The organism is Aggregatibacter aphrophilus ATCC 33389, from assembly GCF_900636915.1.
Taxonomy (GTDB): Bacteria; Pseudomonadota; Gammaproteobacteria; order Enterobacterales; family Pasteurellaceae; genus Aggregatibacter; species Aggregatibacter aphrophilus.
In genome coordinates this window covers 652,231-669,004 of record NZ_LR134327.1, presented here as the reverse complement: position 1 = coordinate 669,004, position 16,774 = coordinate 652,231, and the positions used below count along the sequence as shown (strand labels likewise).

The window sequence follows — 16,774 nt, the reverse complement described above, 5'->3', positions numbered from 1 at the left end:
CCCCTAAGGAGTTTTCCCCATGCGCAAACTGCAAAACACGCTCTATATCACCACCCAAGGCAGTTATCTGCATAAGGAGCGGGAGACGCTGGTGGTGGAGCAGGAGCGCAAGAAGGTGGCGCAGTTGCCGGTGCATTCCATCGGGCATATTTTCTGCTTTGGGAATGTGCTGGTGTCGCCGTTTCTGCTGGGGTTTTGCGGCGAAAATAATGTAAATTTGGCGTTTTTTACCGAAAATGGGCGTTTCTTGGGGCGGCTTCAGGGGCGGCAGAGCGGCAATGTGCTGTTGCGGCGGGCGCAGTATCGGGTGTCGGAGCAAAATCCCGTGTCGATTGCGCGCAATATCATTGCGGCGAAGATTCAGGCGAGTAAGCGGGTGCTTCAGCGGCAGATTCGCAATTATGGTGAGAATGCGGCGATTCAAAGTGCGGTCGATTCTTTGAACATTTCGCTGCGGCAGTTGAAGGGTACGGCGGAGCTGGACGTGGTGCGCGGCATTGAGGGCGATGCGGCGGCGCGTTATTTCGGCGTGTTTGGGCAGCTTTTGAGCGAAAAAAGCGGCTTTTCTTTTGATGGGCGTAACCGCCGCCCGCCCAGAGACGGGGTGAATGCGCTGTTGTCGTTTGTGTACAGCATCTTGGGCAAGGACATCAGCGGTGCGCTGCAAGGCGTGGGGCTGGACCCGCAGGTGGGTTTTCTGCACGCCGACCGACCTGGGCGCGACAGTTTGGCGCAGGATATTTTGGAAGAATTCCGCGCATGGTGGGCGGACAGGTTGGTGTTGTCACTGATTAACCGCGGGCAAATCAAACCACAGGATTTTGTTGCCGAGGCAAGCAGTGCGGTAAGCTTAAAAGCCGATGCGCGTAAGCTGTTGTTCCAAGCCTTGCAGGCGAAAAAGCAGGAGAAAATCGTGCATCCGTTTTTAGGCGAAGAAGTAGAAATCGGGCTGCTGCCGTATATTCAGGCGATGCTGTTGGCGCGGCACTTGCGTGGAGATTTGGCGGAATATCCGCCGTTTTTGATGAGATAAGTCATGTTAATGCTAATTACTTATGATATTTCTTTTGACGATCCAAATGGGCAAGCGCGATTGCGCCGCATCGCAAAACATTGCTTAGATTACGGCGTGCGGGCGCAATATTCGGTATTTGAATGCGATGTCACGCCTGACCAATGGGTTATGTTGAAAAACAAACTGTTGGAAACCTACGACCCCACGTGCGACAGCCTGCGTTTTTACCACTTGGGCAGTAAGTGGCGCAATAAAGTGGAGCATCATGGGGCAAAACCGGCAGTGGATGTATTTAAAGACGTGCTTGTCATTTAGTTCGCTAACCTGTTGTTCTCATTAAAACCCTGATGGGATAGCGATCCTTATTTTCTTTAACAATTTGGATGAATTAATCTATTTGTATAACGACAATGTGGCCGTTATACTTACCAAACTCCTTATCATAAAATCAGTTAGCGAAATACAGTGTTTAATCTGCTGATTTTTCTTACTTTTTTAGGTAGGGAGCAGCCGCTTTCGGGCGGCTGTGTGTTGAAACAGATATTTTTTGTGTTTCTGTACATAACAATAATGCAGCCGCTTTCGGGCGGCTGTGTGTTGAAACTTAAAACCCAAAAATTCAGATTCACCATTTTTTGCAGCCGCTTTCGGGCGGCTGTGTGTTGAAACACCCATTATGCGGCCGAACTCTCCCCATCGTCGCCAGCCGCCGCCTTCGGGTGGCTGTGTGTTGAAACGGCAAAGGCCACGGACAAGCAAAACCGATTGAACGGCAGCCACCTTTGGGCGGCTGTGTGTTGAAACAAGATGTCGAGCAAGTCGTGCTCATTTTGTGCGGTGGCAGCCGCCTTCGGGTGAGTATATATTCTATCTTTATGAAAAATAAGTGATATATAAGTTTCAAGCCTTTCTGCAAAAACGTCTGGAAAATCCACCGCACTTTTCTTTCATAAAAATAAAAAGCTGAACCTCTTTCGAGATTCAGCTTTTCTTTTGGGGTCAGATTATTTTAACCGCTCTTTTTGTTGACCTATGCTGAAATATTATTACATTTTCGGAATTTCAACGCCTGAAGAGAGTAGGTCTTGAATATCCGATTTCAATACATCAGCTTTTGGCCCGTAAATGGCTTGAATGCCTGTGCCTTTGACGATAAAACCCATTGCGCCTGCTTGTTTCCAAGCCGCTGCATCGCCCACCAGCTCAGGGTTGTGAACGGTGATACGTAAACGGGTCATACAAGCATCTACCTCAGCAATATTGTTGCGTCCACCCAGTAAATTTACGATTTGCACTACTTGCGCACTGGCATTAGCGACTTTTTTCTCCTCTGCAGGGGCTTCGTCAGTGCCTTTCGCATCGTAGTTGCCGTTGCGACCGGCGGTGGCTAAGTTGAGTTTCTTAATCATGAAATTCGCAATTAAGAAGGCAGCGACGGCAAACACACCGGATACCCAAATGAAGTTGATAAGATCCATGCCGATGCCTGCTTTAATCGCCATTGGCGTACGGGTTAAAAACTCAATATTACCGAATGAGTGAACGCGTAAGTTCACAATATCTGCCATGGCAAATGCGCAACCTTGGATAGCCGCATAAACAAGGTAAAGCGGTAGTGCAACGAACATAAACATATATTCGATCGGCTCTGTTACACCGGTTAAGAACACGGCAAGGGCAGAAGAAAGGAAAATCCCTTTGTAGATGGTTTTCTTATCTGGATCAACGTTCACGTACATGGCGAGCGTAATTCCCATTAGAATACCGCTTGAGCCGATCATTTGACCCACTTTAAAGCGCGCCGGTGTCACTGTTGAGAGGAGCTCGTTATATTGCGTCATATTGCCCGCGTCTTTCAGGTTGATTAAATCACTGATCCAAGCGAGCCATAACGGGTCTTGTCCGAATACTTGTTTGCCTTGTTGCATACCGGTTAAGAATTCATAGGTACCGCCCAATGAGGTGTAGTTCATTGGAATGGTGAGCATATGGTGTAAACCGAAAGGCAGTAAAAGACGTTCTAATGTACCGTAAACAAAAGGCGCAAGGATAGGCGCGGAGTCTTGTGAATTGGCAATCCATTCACCGAAATGGTTAATTCCGGTTTGCACTACCGGCCAGAACACCGCTAAGATTAACGCCACTAAAACGGAACGATAAATCACCACGAATGGTACAAAGCGTTTACCGTTAAAGAAGGTAAGCACTTCAGGCAGTTTGCGGAAATTGTAGTAGCTATTAAAGGTGGTTGCCCCTACAAAACCGGCGATGATCCCTACGAATACACCCATATTTAATGCAGGTTGTCCGAGGATATTCACAAAGTAGTTGGCCACTGGAATGTCGCCTGTCAAGATGGTACCGACGTGGGCATTCGGATCAGTCAACATTTCAATTTTTACGCCGAAGAAGTGACCGGTAATTAAGTTGATTAAAATAAAGGCAAGACCTGCGGCAAACGCACCGCCTGCACGCTCATTCGCCCAACTGCCACCAATGGCTAAAGCAAATAACAAATGCAGATTGCCGATAATGCCCCAACCGATTTGCGCGATGATATTACCCACGCGCGCCAGCCATTCGGCATCGCTAATTAACGGTAATGAGTTACCGATACTTACCATTAAACCTGCGGCAGGCATCACGGCAATTACCACCATCAGGCATTTGCCGAATTTTTGCCAAAATTCAAAACTGAGCAATTTTTTCATGTATGTTCTCCTACAATGTAAGCTCGACTTCCAAACCGAAATGGTCGGAAACTACCGGTTTATTTTTGCCATTAAAAACCACTTGACTCGATAAAACCCTTTTTGTTTGATTTAAAAAAATATAATCTAATCGTTTTTCTTCGCTGTGGCCTTTCCAACCATCAATCGCTTTCTCAACGGTAATCCCGCTATCTTTCTGTTCCGCCATCTCAAAAGTATCAAGTAAACCGAGAGATTTAATTTTCTGATAAGCGTTTGGATCGCTGATTGCATCCGTATTGAAATCACCCATCAAAATTTTAAGATTTCGGCTTTGGCTACGCTCCACGATATTGCGAATGTTGTCCAGTTGATTTTCACCTGCGCAATTCGGCAAGTTGATATGGCAGGAATAACAATCTACAAGTTGGCCTTGATATTCCACGGTTAAGCCAAGAATTTTGCGCGAGAGGATAGAATCGAGGCGCTGATGTTGGCTGCAATAAAAAGCATCCACTTCATAAACCGGCAAGCGGGTTAAAAAGGCGATGCCTTCGTCATATTTATCGTAGCCAATATGCGAATTGCTCCAAAACAGCGAATATTTTTGCGTCGCCCGTTGATTGATTTTATTTAGCAACACAACGCCATAGTTATCCTGCTTTAATGCTTGTGAAATCGCGGGCGCTGACATTAATTGGTTCACCTCTTGTAGGGCAACGATGTCGTAGCCCTTTTCAACAATGGTGTCGGCAATAATGTCGATTTTTTCCGCCTGGTTATCTTCTAACCAAGCGTGTACGTTGAGGGTGAGTAGTTTCATATGTTCCCCTTAATCCTCACAATGCCAAATATCGGTGTTATATTGTGCAATGGTGCGATCCGATGAGAAGAAACCGGCTTTGGCGATGTTATGAATCACTTTTTCGTTCCAGCTATCTTGATCTTCATAATCCGCCAGAATCTGTTCTTTCGCCGTGACATAAGCATCAAAGTCAATTAAGGTCATAAACCAGTCTTTATTGAGCAATTCATCATGCAGACGTTTTAAACGGTTTTTATTGCCTAGTTTCACCAGCGTAGAATCAAGGATAAAATCGACCGCTCTTTTAATGTGTTTATCCTTTTTATAGTAATCTTTTGAAACATAACCGGCAGTTTCATACAGTTTAATAATGCTTTCCGAATCTTTACCGAAGGTGTAAATGTTTTTCGCGCCGGCTAATTCGGCAATTTCCACGTTCGCGCCATCCATTGTGCCCAAAGTTAATGCGCCATTCAGCATAAATTTCATATTGCCTGTTCCGGAAGCTTCTTTTGAGGCAAGGGAAATTTGCTCTGAAATATCTGTCGCCGGAATCAATTTTTCCGCCACGCTGACATTATAGTTTTCCACCAAATGCACGTTTAAATAGTGATTCACATCCGGATCGTTATTGATTAACTCAGACAAGCAAAGAATTAAATGAATAATATCTTGTGCAATCACATAAGCCGGTGCGGCTTTCCCACCAAAAATCACGGTAATTTTACGTTTCGGCAGTTTGCCCGCTTTGATTTCAAGGTATTTATGAATCACATAAAGCGCATTCATTTGTTGGCGTTTATATTCGTGGAAACGCTTAATTTGAGTATCGATAATGGAATTTTCGTCCAACTCAATGCCTTTATTTTCTTTAAGATATGTTTTCAGTGCCAATTTATTCCAGAATTTAATTTCAGCTAATTTTTGATGCACTTTTTTATCATCTTTAAAGGCAAGCAGTTTTTCCAGTTGCGTTGCATCATGTAAGTAACCATCGCCGATAAGTTGTTTAATATAAGCGGCTAGCTCTTGGTTGGAAAATTCTAACCAACGACGGAAGGTGATTCCGTTAGTTTTATTATTAAACTTCTCGGGATAAATTTCATAAAACGCTTTGAGTTCGGAATTTTTCAAAATCTCCGTGTGTAATGTCGCCACACCGTTCACGGAGTTTGAAAAATGAATATCCATATGCGCCATATGGACGCGTTTTTGCTTATCAATAATTTGTACATCAGGGTTCGGATATTCTTTCTGCACCAATTTATTCAGTTTTTTGATGATTTTAACTAAATGTGGAACCACTTCTTCTAAATAAGCTAAAGGCCATTTTTCTAAGGCTTCGGCAAGAATCGTATGGTTCGTGTAGCCCACCATATTGCGCACGATTTCTACCGCCTCTGCAAATTTAATACGATGTTTTTCCGTTAATAAGCGAATCAATTCCGGAATCACCATAGACGGGTGAGTGTCATTAATTTGCACATAGGCATAATCGGCTAAATCATGTAAATTACTGCCTCGTTCAATGGCTTCATCAATTAATAACTGCGCCGCATTGGAGACCATAAAATATTGCTGATAAATACGTAATAATTCACCGTTTTTATCGGAGTCATCCGGATAAAGGAATAAGGTCAGATTTTCTTTGATTTTTGTTTTATCAAAGGTAATGCCTTTTTTAATCAATTTATGATTAATGGATTCAATATCAAATAAGTTGAGATGATTTTTGGTGTCTTTTTTGTAACCTAGAATATCAATGCGATCTAATTTAGAGGTTAAGGTGAAATCTTTAAATGGCACCTCATAACGGATGTCTGTAGGAATTAACCAAGACTCTTTTTCAATCCAGTTATTTGGTTCGGCATGTTGCTCATTGTTTTTAAAGACTTGTTTAAACAAACCGCAATGATAATTTAAGCCTACGCCCTCCGCATTTAACCCGAGTGTGGACATGGAGTCAATAAAACACGAGGCTAAACGACCTAATCCGCCGTTCCCTAAAGACGGTTCCGGTTCAATATCTTCAATATGGCTTAGTGATTTGCTTGCCTGCGCCAATTCATCTTTGATTTCTTGATATACGCCAAGATTGATTAAATTGTTAGACAGTAATTTACCAATCAAAAATTCCGCAGAAATGTAGTAAACCTTACGTTTAGCCGTATTTTTTTCTTTATTCGCAGCAAGGGTTTTAACATAGTTTAATAACTGTACGTAAATCGCATGATCACTTAATTTTTCAAGTTTTTTGTTTGTTGTTTGCTGTACAAATTCACTAAATTTAATCATTACTTGTTCCTTATTGGCACGCCCATATAACATGGTTATTTGGGTTAAAAAATCTTTTTTAGCTTTTGTTAAATCGCTTTCTTGCATTCGCCATTCCCAGTTTCCACCTATAGTAGAAGGAAGATTCATTCTGGAACTAGCCGGCAAATCTAAAATATCTTGCATGGTGGCAATAACCGTATTACTTACGGTAGCAAATAATTGGCGAATCATTGCCTGACAGACAGATTCATCGGTAGCGCGATGGGTATAAGCGTTGATATATTGTTGTTGTTTTGTGGATAAATCCGCATACCAGCCATTAATCACATCATTATCGTGTGTGCCGGTATAGGCAATGCAATGTGGAATGCAATAATGTGGGCTATCCAGGCTTTCGCCACTCACATTTTCAAAACCAAATTGCAAAATTTTCATGCCGGGATAACCGCAATCTGTGAGCAATTTCTCCGCTTTTTCATCAATATTGCCAAGATTTTCGGCGATAATCGGCAAATCACCTAGCTGTGCTTTTACCGCTTTAAACAAATCGTATCCCGGCCCAGGTTGCCAAGTGCCATATTTAGCAATGTCTGCTTTGCCATCCACTTGCCAATAATCGGAGAAGCCTTTGAAATGATCGATACGAAGTACATCGTAAATTTTAAAGCTTTCTTCAATGCGATGAATCCACCAGGCATAGCCTTGTTTTTTATGTTCAGGCCAGTCATAAAGCGGATTGCCCCAAAGTTGTCCGGTGGCACTAAATTGATCGGCGGGAACACCGGCAACAAAGAGCGGTTTGCATTCTTTATCTAATTGAAAGAGTTCCGGCATTGTCCATACTTCAACACTGTCCTCGGCCACATAAATCGGCATATCGCCAATAATTTTAATCCCTCTTTGATTAGCGTAATTTTTCAATGCCAACCATTGTTGGAAAAAGAAATATTGCGTTACTTTGAAATACTGAATTTGCTCTTTCAGCATCGTACGATATTTTGCAAGTGTCTTTGGCTTGCGGGCAACAACCAGTTTATCTTCCCATTCTTGTAGGGCCTTATTGCCGAAATGCTCTTTGATTGCCATAAATTCCGCATAGTCTTCCAACCAAGTGCGGTTGTTTTTTTCAAAGTTTTTGAAGTCTGCTTGACGTTTTTTATCGGCAAGGAAATGTTTGACGGCGATTTCTAAAATTGGACGGCGCGTATAAAAAATGCGCTCGTAATCCACTTTTGTTGGGTCATCACCAAAATTAACTGAAGCATAATCCGTTTCTTGCAATAAACCCATTTGGGTGAGTAAAGCAAAGTCAATTAAATGTGTGTTACCTGCAATAGCAGAGAAGGATTGATAAGGGGAATCACCGTAGCTGGTGGTGGTTAATGGAAGGATTTGCCAATAGGTTTGTTTCGTTTCAACTAAAAAATCCACAAAATCATAAGCGGATTGCCCAAAGCTACCAATTCCAAATGCATTGGGTAATGAGGTGATGTGCATTAAAACACCGCTTGACCGAGTAAGCATAATTTTTCCCTTCAGAAGTAAAAGTTGGAGAGATTTTAATCTAAATTCTATTTTACGCAACAGCTTTTACGTAAAAGTTTAAACGTTAACGTAAAAGTGTGATTTTGATCACAAAAACTATACGTATAAGAAGAAAGGTTTGTGTTATTCTATTGAATATTTGAAGTGAGGGAATGAAAGTAAAAAATGGAGTGAAAAAGTGAGTAAATACAAAGCGGTTTATAACGATATAAAAAGCAAAATAACCGATGGAATTTTACCTCCTAAGCAAGAATTACCCAGTGAAAGTGAGCTTATGCAAGAATATGGTTTTTCTAAAGATACCATTCGTAAAGCCCTTTCTCTGCTTGAAATGGATGGTTACATAAAAAAGCAACAAGGTCGCACGTCTATTGTTCTTGAACATAATTTATCAACGCCTCAACAGCTTTCTGAAATCAAAACTGTTGGTGAGCTGAACCGTCCTTTAACCCATCAAGTGAAAACAACCTTAACCAGCTTGTATATTGTGCAAGGAGAAGAGGAATTAATGCAGATCTTTAACGTAAATGATCAAATTGATTTTTACCGTATAGGTCGTGTTCGTGAAATTGACGGGGAAGCGGTGGAATACGAAGTCTCTTACTTTGATCGTCGTATTGTTCCTTTTATTAATCGTGAGATTGCGGAACAATCCATTTATCACTATTTAGAAAGTGAACTAGGTCTAAAAATTAGTTATTCACAGCGTGAAATAGTGTTTCGTTATGCCAATGAAGAAGAAAAAAGCACCATGGACCTCGGTGAGTATAATATGGTTGTGAACGTTACCAGTACCACTTATTTAGCCGACGGACGTCTATTTCAGTACGGTAGCATTAGTTATCGTCCTGATAAAATTACCTTTGCTTCCACTGCGAAGCGACATGTTTAAAAAAAAGAGAACTTTTCCGTATTTTGTTGAAACACGTCTAAAAACGACCGCACTTTTCTTTTCCATAAAACAAAAAAGCTGAACCTCTCTCGAGATTCAGCTTTTCTTTTACCAGTAAAGGAGTATCTGTGAATTAGGCTAATTCCGCACGTAATTTTTTCGTGATATCCACCATCACTTTTAATGCGGCGATGGTTTCCGGCCAGCCGCGGGTTTTTAGGCCGCAGTCCGGGTTTACCCATAAGCGTTCTTTTGGCACCACTTGTAACGCTTTGCGAAGAAGATGTTCGATTTCTTCTGCGGTCGGTACGCGTGGGCTGTGGATATCGTACACGCCCGGACCGATGTCGTTCGGGTATTTGAAATCACCGAAAGCGGTAAGCAATTCCATGTCGGAACGGGAAGTTTCGATGGTGATCACGTCGGCATCTAGGGCAGCAATGGCTGGTAAAATGTCGTTAAATTCGGAATAACACATGTGTGTGTGAATTTGCGTATCATCTTTACAACCCATTGAACTTAAACGGAAAGCTTCGCCAGCCCATTGTAAATAAGCGTCCCAATCGGCACGTTTGAGCGGTAAACCTTCTCGGATTGCCGGTTCGTCAATTTGAATGACTTTGATACCTGCTTTTTCTAAGTCCAACACTTCATCGGAAAGCGCTACAGCAATTTGTTTACACACCGTTGAACGTGGAATGTCGTTACGCACGAAAGACCATTGTAAAATCGTTACCGGGCCGGTCAACATACCTTTCATCACTTTGTTGGTGAGGCTTTGAGCATATTGCGACCAACGCACGGTCATCGGTTCCGGACGGGTCACATCGCCGTAAATAACCGGTGGTTTGACGCAGCGGGAACCGTAACTTTGTACCCAACCGAATTTGGTAAACGCGAAACCATCGAGCAATTCGCCGAAGTATTCCACCATGTCGTTGCGTTCTGCTTCGCCGTGCACTAACACGTCCAAATCCAATTTTTCTTGCTCACGCACCACGAATTCAATTTCTTTTTTCATTGCCGCTTCGTAATCTGCCAAGCTGAGATCGCCTTTTTTGAAGGCGGCACGGGCATGACGAATTTCCGTGGTTTGCGGGAAGGAACCAATGTTGGTGGTTGGCAGCAACGGTAGATTTAACCACGCATTTTGTAACTTAATCCGTTCCGCAAATGGCGATTTACGTTGAACGGCATTTTTCGGCAGATTTGCCAAACGTTCCGCCACACAAGTGCGGTGGATTTCACGAGAGTTTTTACGCGCGTCAGCTGCTGCTTGGCTGGCATCAAGCTCTGCTTGCACTGCTTCACGTCCTTGCTCAAGTGCGGTCTTAATGACGCGTAATTCTTGAATTTTTTGTAAGGTGAACGCCAACCATTGATAAAGCTCCGGCTTGTTGGCTTGCAGTTGGATTTCCACTGCCAAATCATAAGGCGTATGGAGTAGGGAACAGCTTGGCGCAATCCATAAACGCTCACCTAATTTCGCTTTTAATGGTTCAACCACATCTAACACTTGGTTTAAGTTCGCACGCCAGATATTACGTCCGTCAATCACGCCTACGGAAAGGATTTTGTCGTAATCGGCAAAGGCGGAAAGTTGTTCCGGTGCACGTACCAAATCAATGTGAAGACCAGCTATCGGTAAGGCTTTTAATAAATCGGCGTGTTCCGACACGGAACCGAAATACGTGGCAAGCAACAGTTTGGCGTTTACTTGTGCAGCAAAAGTGGCGTAAACCTCTTTATAAGCGGCAACCCATTCTGCCGGTAAATCAAGGGTTAAGGCAGGTTCATCAATTTGAATATATTCCACCCCTTCAGAACTCAACGCGTTTAAGATGTCCACATAAACCGGCACGAGTTTGTTTAACAAATCGAAACGATTAAACGCTGCACCTTTTTCTTTACCTAACCAAAGGAAGGTTAATGGGCCAACGATGGTTGGTTTTACGTTGTGACCAAGGGCTTTAGCTTCGCGGATTTGTTGCACATAGTGCGCCGGGTTGGCTTTAAATTGGGTGTCCTTGTGGAATTCAGGCACGAGATAGTGGTAGTTGGTATCGAACCATTTGGTCATTTCAATGGCGAATTGTGTTTTGTTGCCACGCGCCAATTGGAAATATTGATCCAAGGTTAAGTTTTGGCTATCAAAACCAAAACGCGTAGGAATGGCGCCTGTTGCTACTTGCAAATCCAAAATGTGATCGTAGAAAGTAAAGTCCGCAACCGCCACGAAATCCGCATTCGCATTGGCTTGATGTTGCCAGTTAATTTCACGCAATTTTTTTGCAATGTCTAATAAATCGGCTTCGGCGATTTCACCGCGCCAGTAACGTTCTTGGGCAAATTTGAGTTCACGCTTGGCACCTACACGCGGGAAGCCTGCTAAATGAAATATTGTCATCATAATTCCTTGTTTTGTGTTAAATGATTTAGACGGCTAAACGTCTGTACGTGTGTAGAATGAAGGAATTAGGATTATTATGCAAATTAATAATTTTCCAAATTTGTATGAATAATTTTAATATTTTGGTTTTGACGTAATAGCACAGAACGTAAAAACATTTTGATTTTCGACCGCACTTTTATTTCGTAGAACATTAAAGCGCAGTCGGTTTTGGTGTATGATACGAGTTCATTATTTTTCTTATTAATATGAATCTTTCTCATGAAACCAATCTTTCTCGAACTTCGACACCTCAAAACCTTACTCGCTTTAAAAGAAACGGGCAGTGTTTCTTTGGCTGCAAAGCGGGTTTATCTCACACAATCCGCACTTTCCCATCAAATTAAACTGTTGGAAGATCAATACGGCTTGCCGTTATTTGAGCGTAAAACTCAGCCGTTGCACTTTACACCGGCTGGCGAGCGTTTGATTCAGCTTGCCAATGATATTTTGCCTAAAGTGATTGAGGCGGAGCGTGATTTGGCGCGGGTGAAACAAGGGGAAGCAGGGGAGTTGCGCATTGCGGTGGAATGCCACACTTGCTTCGATTGGCTCATGCCCGCCATGGATTTATTCCGTCAGCATTGGCCGTTGGTGGAGTTGGATATTGTGTCCGGTTTCCACACCGATGCCGTTGGGTTGCTGTTAAGCCATCGTGCCGATTGGGCGGTGGTGCAAGAAGTGGAAGAGACTCCGGACATTGTGTATAAGCCGTTGTTTTCCTATGAAATGGTGGGATTGTGTGCGAAAGATCATCCGCTGGCAGCGAAAGATGTTTGGCAGGCGGAAGATTTTATTGATCAAACTTTGATTACTTATCCTGTACCGGATGATATGTTGGATTTATTGCGTAAGGTATTACACCCGAAAGGCGTTAATCCGACCCGCCGAACCAGTGAGCTCACCATTGCCATTATTCAATTGGTGGCCAGTAAACGTGGTGTTGCCGCATTGCCGTTTTGGGCGGCAAAACCCTACTTGGATCGTGGTTACATCGTGGCGCGTAAAATCACCGAACAGGGGTTACACAGTAATCTTTATGCCGCAACGCGAGAGTTGGATTCGCAAATTGCTTTCGTGGATGATTTCTATGAAACCGTGAAAGCCCAAAGTTTTTCTACCTTGCCCGAATTATCCATATTAGAAGAGATCTAGTTGTATGTCTGACGTAAAGACAAATTCCCATCCCATTTGGGCGGCTGCGAAAGCCGCCTTGCCCTATAGTGCGCCGATGCTTGCCGGTTTTTTGTTCCTTGGCGTGGCTTACGGCATTTACATGAAAGCGCTTGGTTTTAGTTTTTGGTACCCCGTGCTGATGGCATTGTTAATTTATGGCGGCTCGGTGGAATTTATCATTGCCGGCGCATTAAGTTTGGCATTTGCGCCGTTAAATGCGTTGTTGATTACCTTGATGGTGAGTGGACGACAGCTTTTTTACAGTATTTCTATGTTGGAAAAATATGGAAAGTCATTAGGCAAAAAACGCCCGTATCTCATTGCCACCCTGGTGGATGAATCTTTTTCCTTGAATTACATGGCAAAGGTTCCGTCGCATATTGATCGTGGCTGGTATATGTTTTTTGTCTCGTTTTATTTGCATATGTACTGGATGATCGGCGCAGGCCTCGGCAACCTGTTCGGTAATATTATTCCCTTTGATTTGAAGGGCATTGAATTTGCTATGACGGCGTTATTTTTAGTGATTTTTGCCGAAAACTGGGCTCAGGAAAAATCTCATGAAAGCTCTTTGTTGGGTTTGGCGATTGCCGCGATTTCCCTCATCGTTTTCGGACGTGAATATTTCTTATTGCCAACGTTAATCGGCATTTGGACAGTGTTGACTTTCCGTCGTCCGAAATTGTCCTCAAGATTGGAGAGGATAGAAGAATGACATTAACCGAACAAATCATCACCATTGGCATTGCCGTATTAGGTGTGCAATTTACCCGTTGGTTGCCGTTTTGGGTTTTCCCTGCTAACCGCCCGATTCCGGAATATATCCGTTATTTAGGTAAAGTTTTACCTGCGGCGATGTTTGGTATGTTAGTGGTGTATTGTTACAAAAACGTGGATGTGTTTAGCGGCTTTCATGGCGTTCCCGAATTTCTTTCCGGTGTGATCGTCGTTGCGTTACATTTGTGGAAGCGCAATATGTTCTTGTCCATCGCTGCCGGCACCATGTTATATATGTTCTTAGTTCAACGGGTTTTAGTGGCGTAAAAACGTTCTTCGAGATAACCGCACTTTTTCTGACATGATAAGTGCGGTTATTTTTTTAGGTGTTTTTTATTGACGTAAAATTGCTTCAAAACGGGCAGCTTTGACTAAAACTTTTCTTGCTAATGCCTCAAGGTGAGGTTTGTCGGCAAGTTGTTCCAATCGTTGATACAAATAAACCGACTGTGGGTTGCCTTGCTGCCAATAACTGTCCTCAATCATGCCTGCCACAGAGACGAGTGAATCAAACTGACGTTTGATGTATTGCTGTTGCTCAGCTTGTTTTTTGCGAAGTAGTGTTTCGTCTATACCGTTTTCAATAATTTCATCCAAAATTTGATGGGTCAATTTGATTAATTCTTCAGCACGATTAGGTGCGCAACTGAACGCAATTTTCCCTTCAATTTGCGGCGTATGCGGATCTTGGCTGAACCAACTATTGACGGAATAAATGCCCGATACTTTTTCACGTAAAACAAGGCGAAGTTTTTCTTGTACAATTTCACCAAGGATTTCTAAGGCATATTTCTGTTCCGGATGCCATTGATTTTCAGCGGTAAGATAAATTTCCACATCAGCACGTGGTTCACTTAATCCGCGCATAATGAATGCTTTTTTAGGAGTATGAATATAACCGGGCTGATAAGCGCGGGCCTGTGTTTTTATTTCCACTGTCGCTAAATATTGCTTTGCCAATTTTTCGAGCTCGGATCGGGAAATATCACCAATAATGAAATAAGTGAAATCCGTTTTACCTAAAATCTTTTCTTGATAAATTTGACTTAATTGTGCAGCTGTAAAGCTAAGCTGTTCATTTTGATTTTGGGTATAAACCGTAGCCGTGTTAGGTCGGCGCAAATAGGAAATAGCTTGCATAAACTTTGTTTCGGCATCAATTTGTTTAAAATAATCCTGTGTTTCCCGATGATATTTTTGTAACACATTATTTGAAACGGGAGCGGATTGGAGTTTCAGACGGAAAAGTGTCAGTAACCTACTGAGATCTTGCGGTTTTGCCACGCCGGTAAAACCTTGCTTATCGTCATCAATAACCGTTGCCAACACAAGTGGGCTTTGACCAAAGAGGTTGCTGACATCTGCCTGCGTTAGTTCACCTGTGCCGGTATCATCAACTAAGGTAATCGCCGTTCGCAATAAATGATAATCTTGGTTTGGTACAGATCGTAATCCACCGCTTGTTACTGCTCGAAAATGGACTTGGTTCGGTGTTTTATTGCTGTAGTGATAAATTAATTTTGCCCCGTTACTGAGGCGAAATTCATCAATATTGCCTTTATCCCAGTGTTTTTCTAATACTAATGAACCGTCTTTGAATTCAAAGTGCGGTTGTTTTACGATGTGTTTTTTGTTTTCCCATTGATTTTGATCGGAACGCATTGCTTGGTTCCAACGCTGTTCTATATAAGTTGCATCAAAAGGAAGTTTTTTCTCCGGTAGTAGTTGTGTTATCAGTAATAGCTTAGCGTTTAACGCTAACATTTGATTAAATGTTACATTTAAGTCAGTTACTTTAATTTCATTCAAAAAACGTCGATTTAGATTATAGCGTTCTTTAGCGCTTAACATGATTTGATGATTTGCCGCGATTGCAATCAAATCATTAGCAATTTTTAAGCTGCCGGGACGAATATTTTGTTGTTTTTCATTGAGATTATGTAGTCGTGCAATTTCACTGTTAAGCTCATCGGCGGTAAATCCATGTTGTTTAATTTCGGCGATAAAAGCAAAAAGTGCGGTGATATTTTTTAAATAATTGGTATCGGCTAATTGCAAGGAAAAGACGCTTTGCAAGGTTTGTTTACCAAGATGAGAGCGATAGAAATTCGCCGAATCCAACCAGTTATTTTGGTTTTCTTCCCATTTTTGTAGACGTAAATTGACTAAACGAGTCACAATTTGTTGAATGAGATCTTGTTTGTAGTCAGTGATCGTTTCCTTTTGTTTATCTTCTTCAAAAAAACTTAACTCCAGTGCCGGGATATTGGTGCCTTGTTCGGCAATACTTGCTACCCGCCAATGGTGAATCAACGGAATGCTAAAATCAATTTTATCTAATGGGCGTTGTGTGTGAGAACTCGGTTTATCTAGTTGTTGTGATATTAACTGTGTAATTTTGTGCGTATCGATATCACCGACGACAATAAGAGACATATTATCCGGTCTATACCATTTATGATAAAAATCGGCTACGCGATCACGGGAGATGTGACGAATAATATTCATATCGCCAATCGGGTCACGTAACACATAGCGCGAACCTGCCATTTCAATTGCACTTTTTTTATCTCCGAGACGTAACATTGGGCTTAGTCGACGTCGCCATTCTTCTTGTACCACGCCGCGTTCACCATCAAGGTCTTTTGGTAAAATTGTGAGATGATTCATCCATTCATTGATAACATCAAAAGCAAGGGATAGTTTTTGCGGGCTATTACCGTCTAAATTCAGAGTATAAACGGTATTTTCAAAATCAGTGAATGCATTAATATCGCGGGCAAATTTCATACCCAATTTTTCAAGGGCATTAATGATGGTATTTTCAGGATATTTTTTCGAGCCGTTAAACGCCATGTGTTCTACTAAATGGGCGATGCCTTTTTGATCATCATCTTCATGCATTGAACCGGCATTTACCACTAAACGAATATATACCCGATCTTTGGGATCACGATTATTCAAGATGTAATATTGCAATCCGTTTGTCAGTTTGCCGTGTTTAATATTGGGATCGAAAGCTAAGGCATCAGGATCTATTCCGGCTTGACAAGCAATGACTAAGCGAAAAGAGCAGAGCAGTACGAAAAGTGCGGTCAGTTTTTTCATCGTTTTTTGATTGGACATAACAAAGAAAACCTACGCTAAT

The 16,774-nt window shown here is 42.3% G+C and carries 11 protein-coding genes and 1 CRISPR repeat array; of the genes, 6 read left to right on the top strand and 5 right to left on the bottom strand.

Annotated features, from left to right (window positions below; all coding sequences use genetic code 11):
* Window positions 1-19: 19 nt before the first annotated feature.
* On the top strand, window positions 20-1,033 hold the full coding sequence (cas1c, locus tag EL144_RS03360) for a type I-C CRISPR-associated endonuclease Cas1c (RefSeq protein WP_005703631.1): 1,014 nt from the start codon (window positions 20-22) through the stop codon (window positions 1,031-1,033).
* A gap of 3 nt (window positions 1,034-1,036) precedes the next feature.
* Window positions 1,037-1,330 carry a CRISPR-associated endonuclease Cas2 gene (gene cas2, locus EL144_RS03355; RefSeq protein WP_005702619.1) on the top strand — a complete coding sequence of 98 codons (294 nt, stop codon included), beginning with the start codon at window positions 1,037-1,039 and terminating at the stop codon, window positions 1,328-1,330.
* A gap of 191 nt (window positions 1,331-1,521) precedes the next feature.
* A CRISPR array of direct repeats spans window positions 1,522-1,819; the repeat unit is 32 nt; unit sequence GCAGCCGCTTTCGGGCGGCTGTGTGTTGAAAC.
* A 242-nt stretch (window positions 1,820-2,061) separates the two neighbouring features.
* On the opposite strand, the gene EL144_RS03340 is transcribed toward cas2, so the two are convergent.
* The 3 genes from EL144_RS03340 to malQ are packed head-to-tail and all read right to left on the bottom strand — an operon-like array spanning window position 2,062 to window position 8,311.
* Window positions 2,062-3,726 (bottom strand): PTS transporter subunit IIBC, encoded by a 1,665-nt coding sequence (locus EL144_RS03340; protein WP_005703632.1) that lies wholly within the window; start codon window positions 3,724-3,726, stop codon window positions 2,062-2,064.
* A 10-nt stretch (window positions 3,727-3,736) separates the two neighbouring features.
* Window positions 3,737-4,528 (bottom strand): endonuclease/exonuclease/phosphatase family protein, encoded by a 792-nt coding sequence (locus tag EL144_RS03335; RefSeq protein WP_005703633.1) that lies wholly within the window; start codon window positions 4,526-4,528, stop codon window positions 3,737-3,739.
* A gap of 9 nt (window positions 4,529-4,537) precedes the next feature.
* Complete coding sequence (malQ, locus tag EL144_RS03330) at window positions 4,538-8,311, bottom strand: 4-alpha-glucanotransferase (RefSeq protein WP_080987864.1); 3,774 nt, start codon at window positions 8,309-8,311, stop codon at window positions 4,538-4,540.
* Window positions 8,312-8,510: 199 nt separating this feature from the next.
* Between malQ and EL144_RS03325 the strand changes: the two genes are divergently transcribed.
* Window positions 8,511-9,224: a UTRA domain-containing protein gene (locus tag EL144_RS03325; RefSeq protein WP_005703636.1), complete on the top strand. Its 714-nt coding sequence runs from the start codon at window positions 8,511-8,513 to the stop codon at window positions 9,222-9,224.
* Between the two features lie 133 nt (window positions 9,225-9,357).
* On the opposite strand, the gene metE is transcribed toward EL144_RS03325, so the two are convergent.
* Window positions 9,358-11,631 carry a 5-methyltetrahydropteroyltriglutamate--homocysteine S-methyltransferase gene (metE, locus tag EL144_RS03320; protein ID WP_032995091.1) on the bottom strand — a complete coding sequence of 758 codons (2,274 nt, stop codon included), beginning with the start codon at window positions 11,629-11,631 and terminating at the stop codon, window positions 9,358-9,360.
* A gap of 264 nt (window positions 11,632-11,895) precedes the next feature.
* On the opposite strand from metE, the gene EL144_RS03310 reads away from it, so the two are divergent.
* From EL144_RS03310 to EL144_RS03300, 3 genes are read left to right on the top strand one after another with little or no spacing between them, the layout of a single operon-like run.
* Window positions 11,896-12,828, top strand: coding sequence for a LysR family transcriptional regulator (locus EL144_RS03310; RefSeq protein ID WP_005703639.1), 933 nt, complete (start codon window positions 11,896-11,898; stop codon window positions 12,826-12,828).
* A 4-nt stretch (window positions 12,829-12,832) separates the two neighbouring features.
* A complete protein-coding gene (locus tag EL144_RS03305) occupies window positions 12,833-13,564 on the top strand; it encodes an AzlC family ABC transporter permease (RefSeq protein ID WP_050332750.1) in 732 nt (243 codons plus the stop codon).
* Window positions 13,561-13,893 carry a branched-chain amino acid transporter permease gene (locus tag EL144_RS03300; protein ID WP_005703643.1) on the top strand — a complete coding sequence of 111 codons (333 nt, stop codon included), beginning with the start codon at window positions 13,561-13,563 and terminating at the stop codon, window positions 13,891-13,893. The genes EL144_RS03305 and EL144_RS03300 overlap by 4 nt, the downstream gene beginning before the upstream one ends.
* A gap of 66 nt (window positions 13,894-13,959) precedes the next feature.
* Here the strand turns inward: EL144_RS03300 and EL144_RS03295 are convergent, their stop codons facing one another.
* Window positions 13,960-16,734, bottom strand: coding sequence for a M16 family metallopeptidase (locus EL144_RS03295; RefSeq protein WP_032995122.1), 2,775 nt, complete (start codon window positions 16,732-16,734; stop codon window positions 13,960-13,962).
* Window positions 16,735-16,774 lie beyond the last annotated feature (40 nt).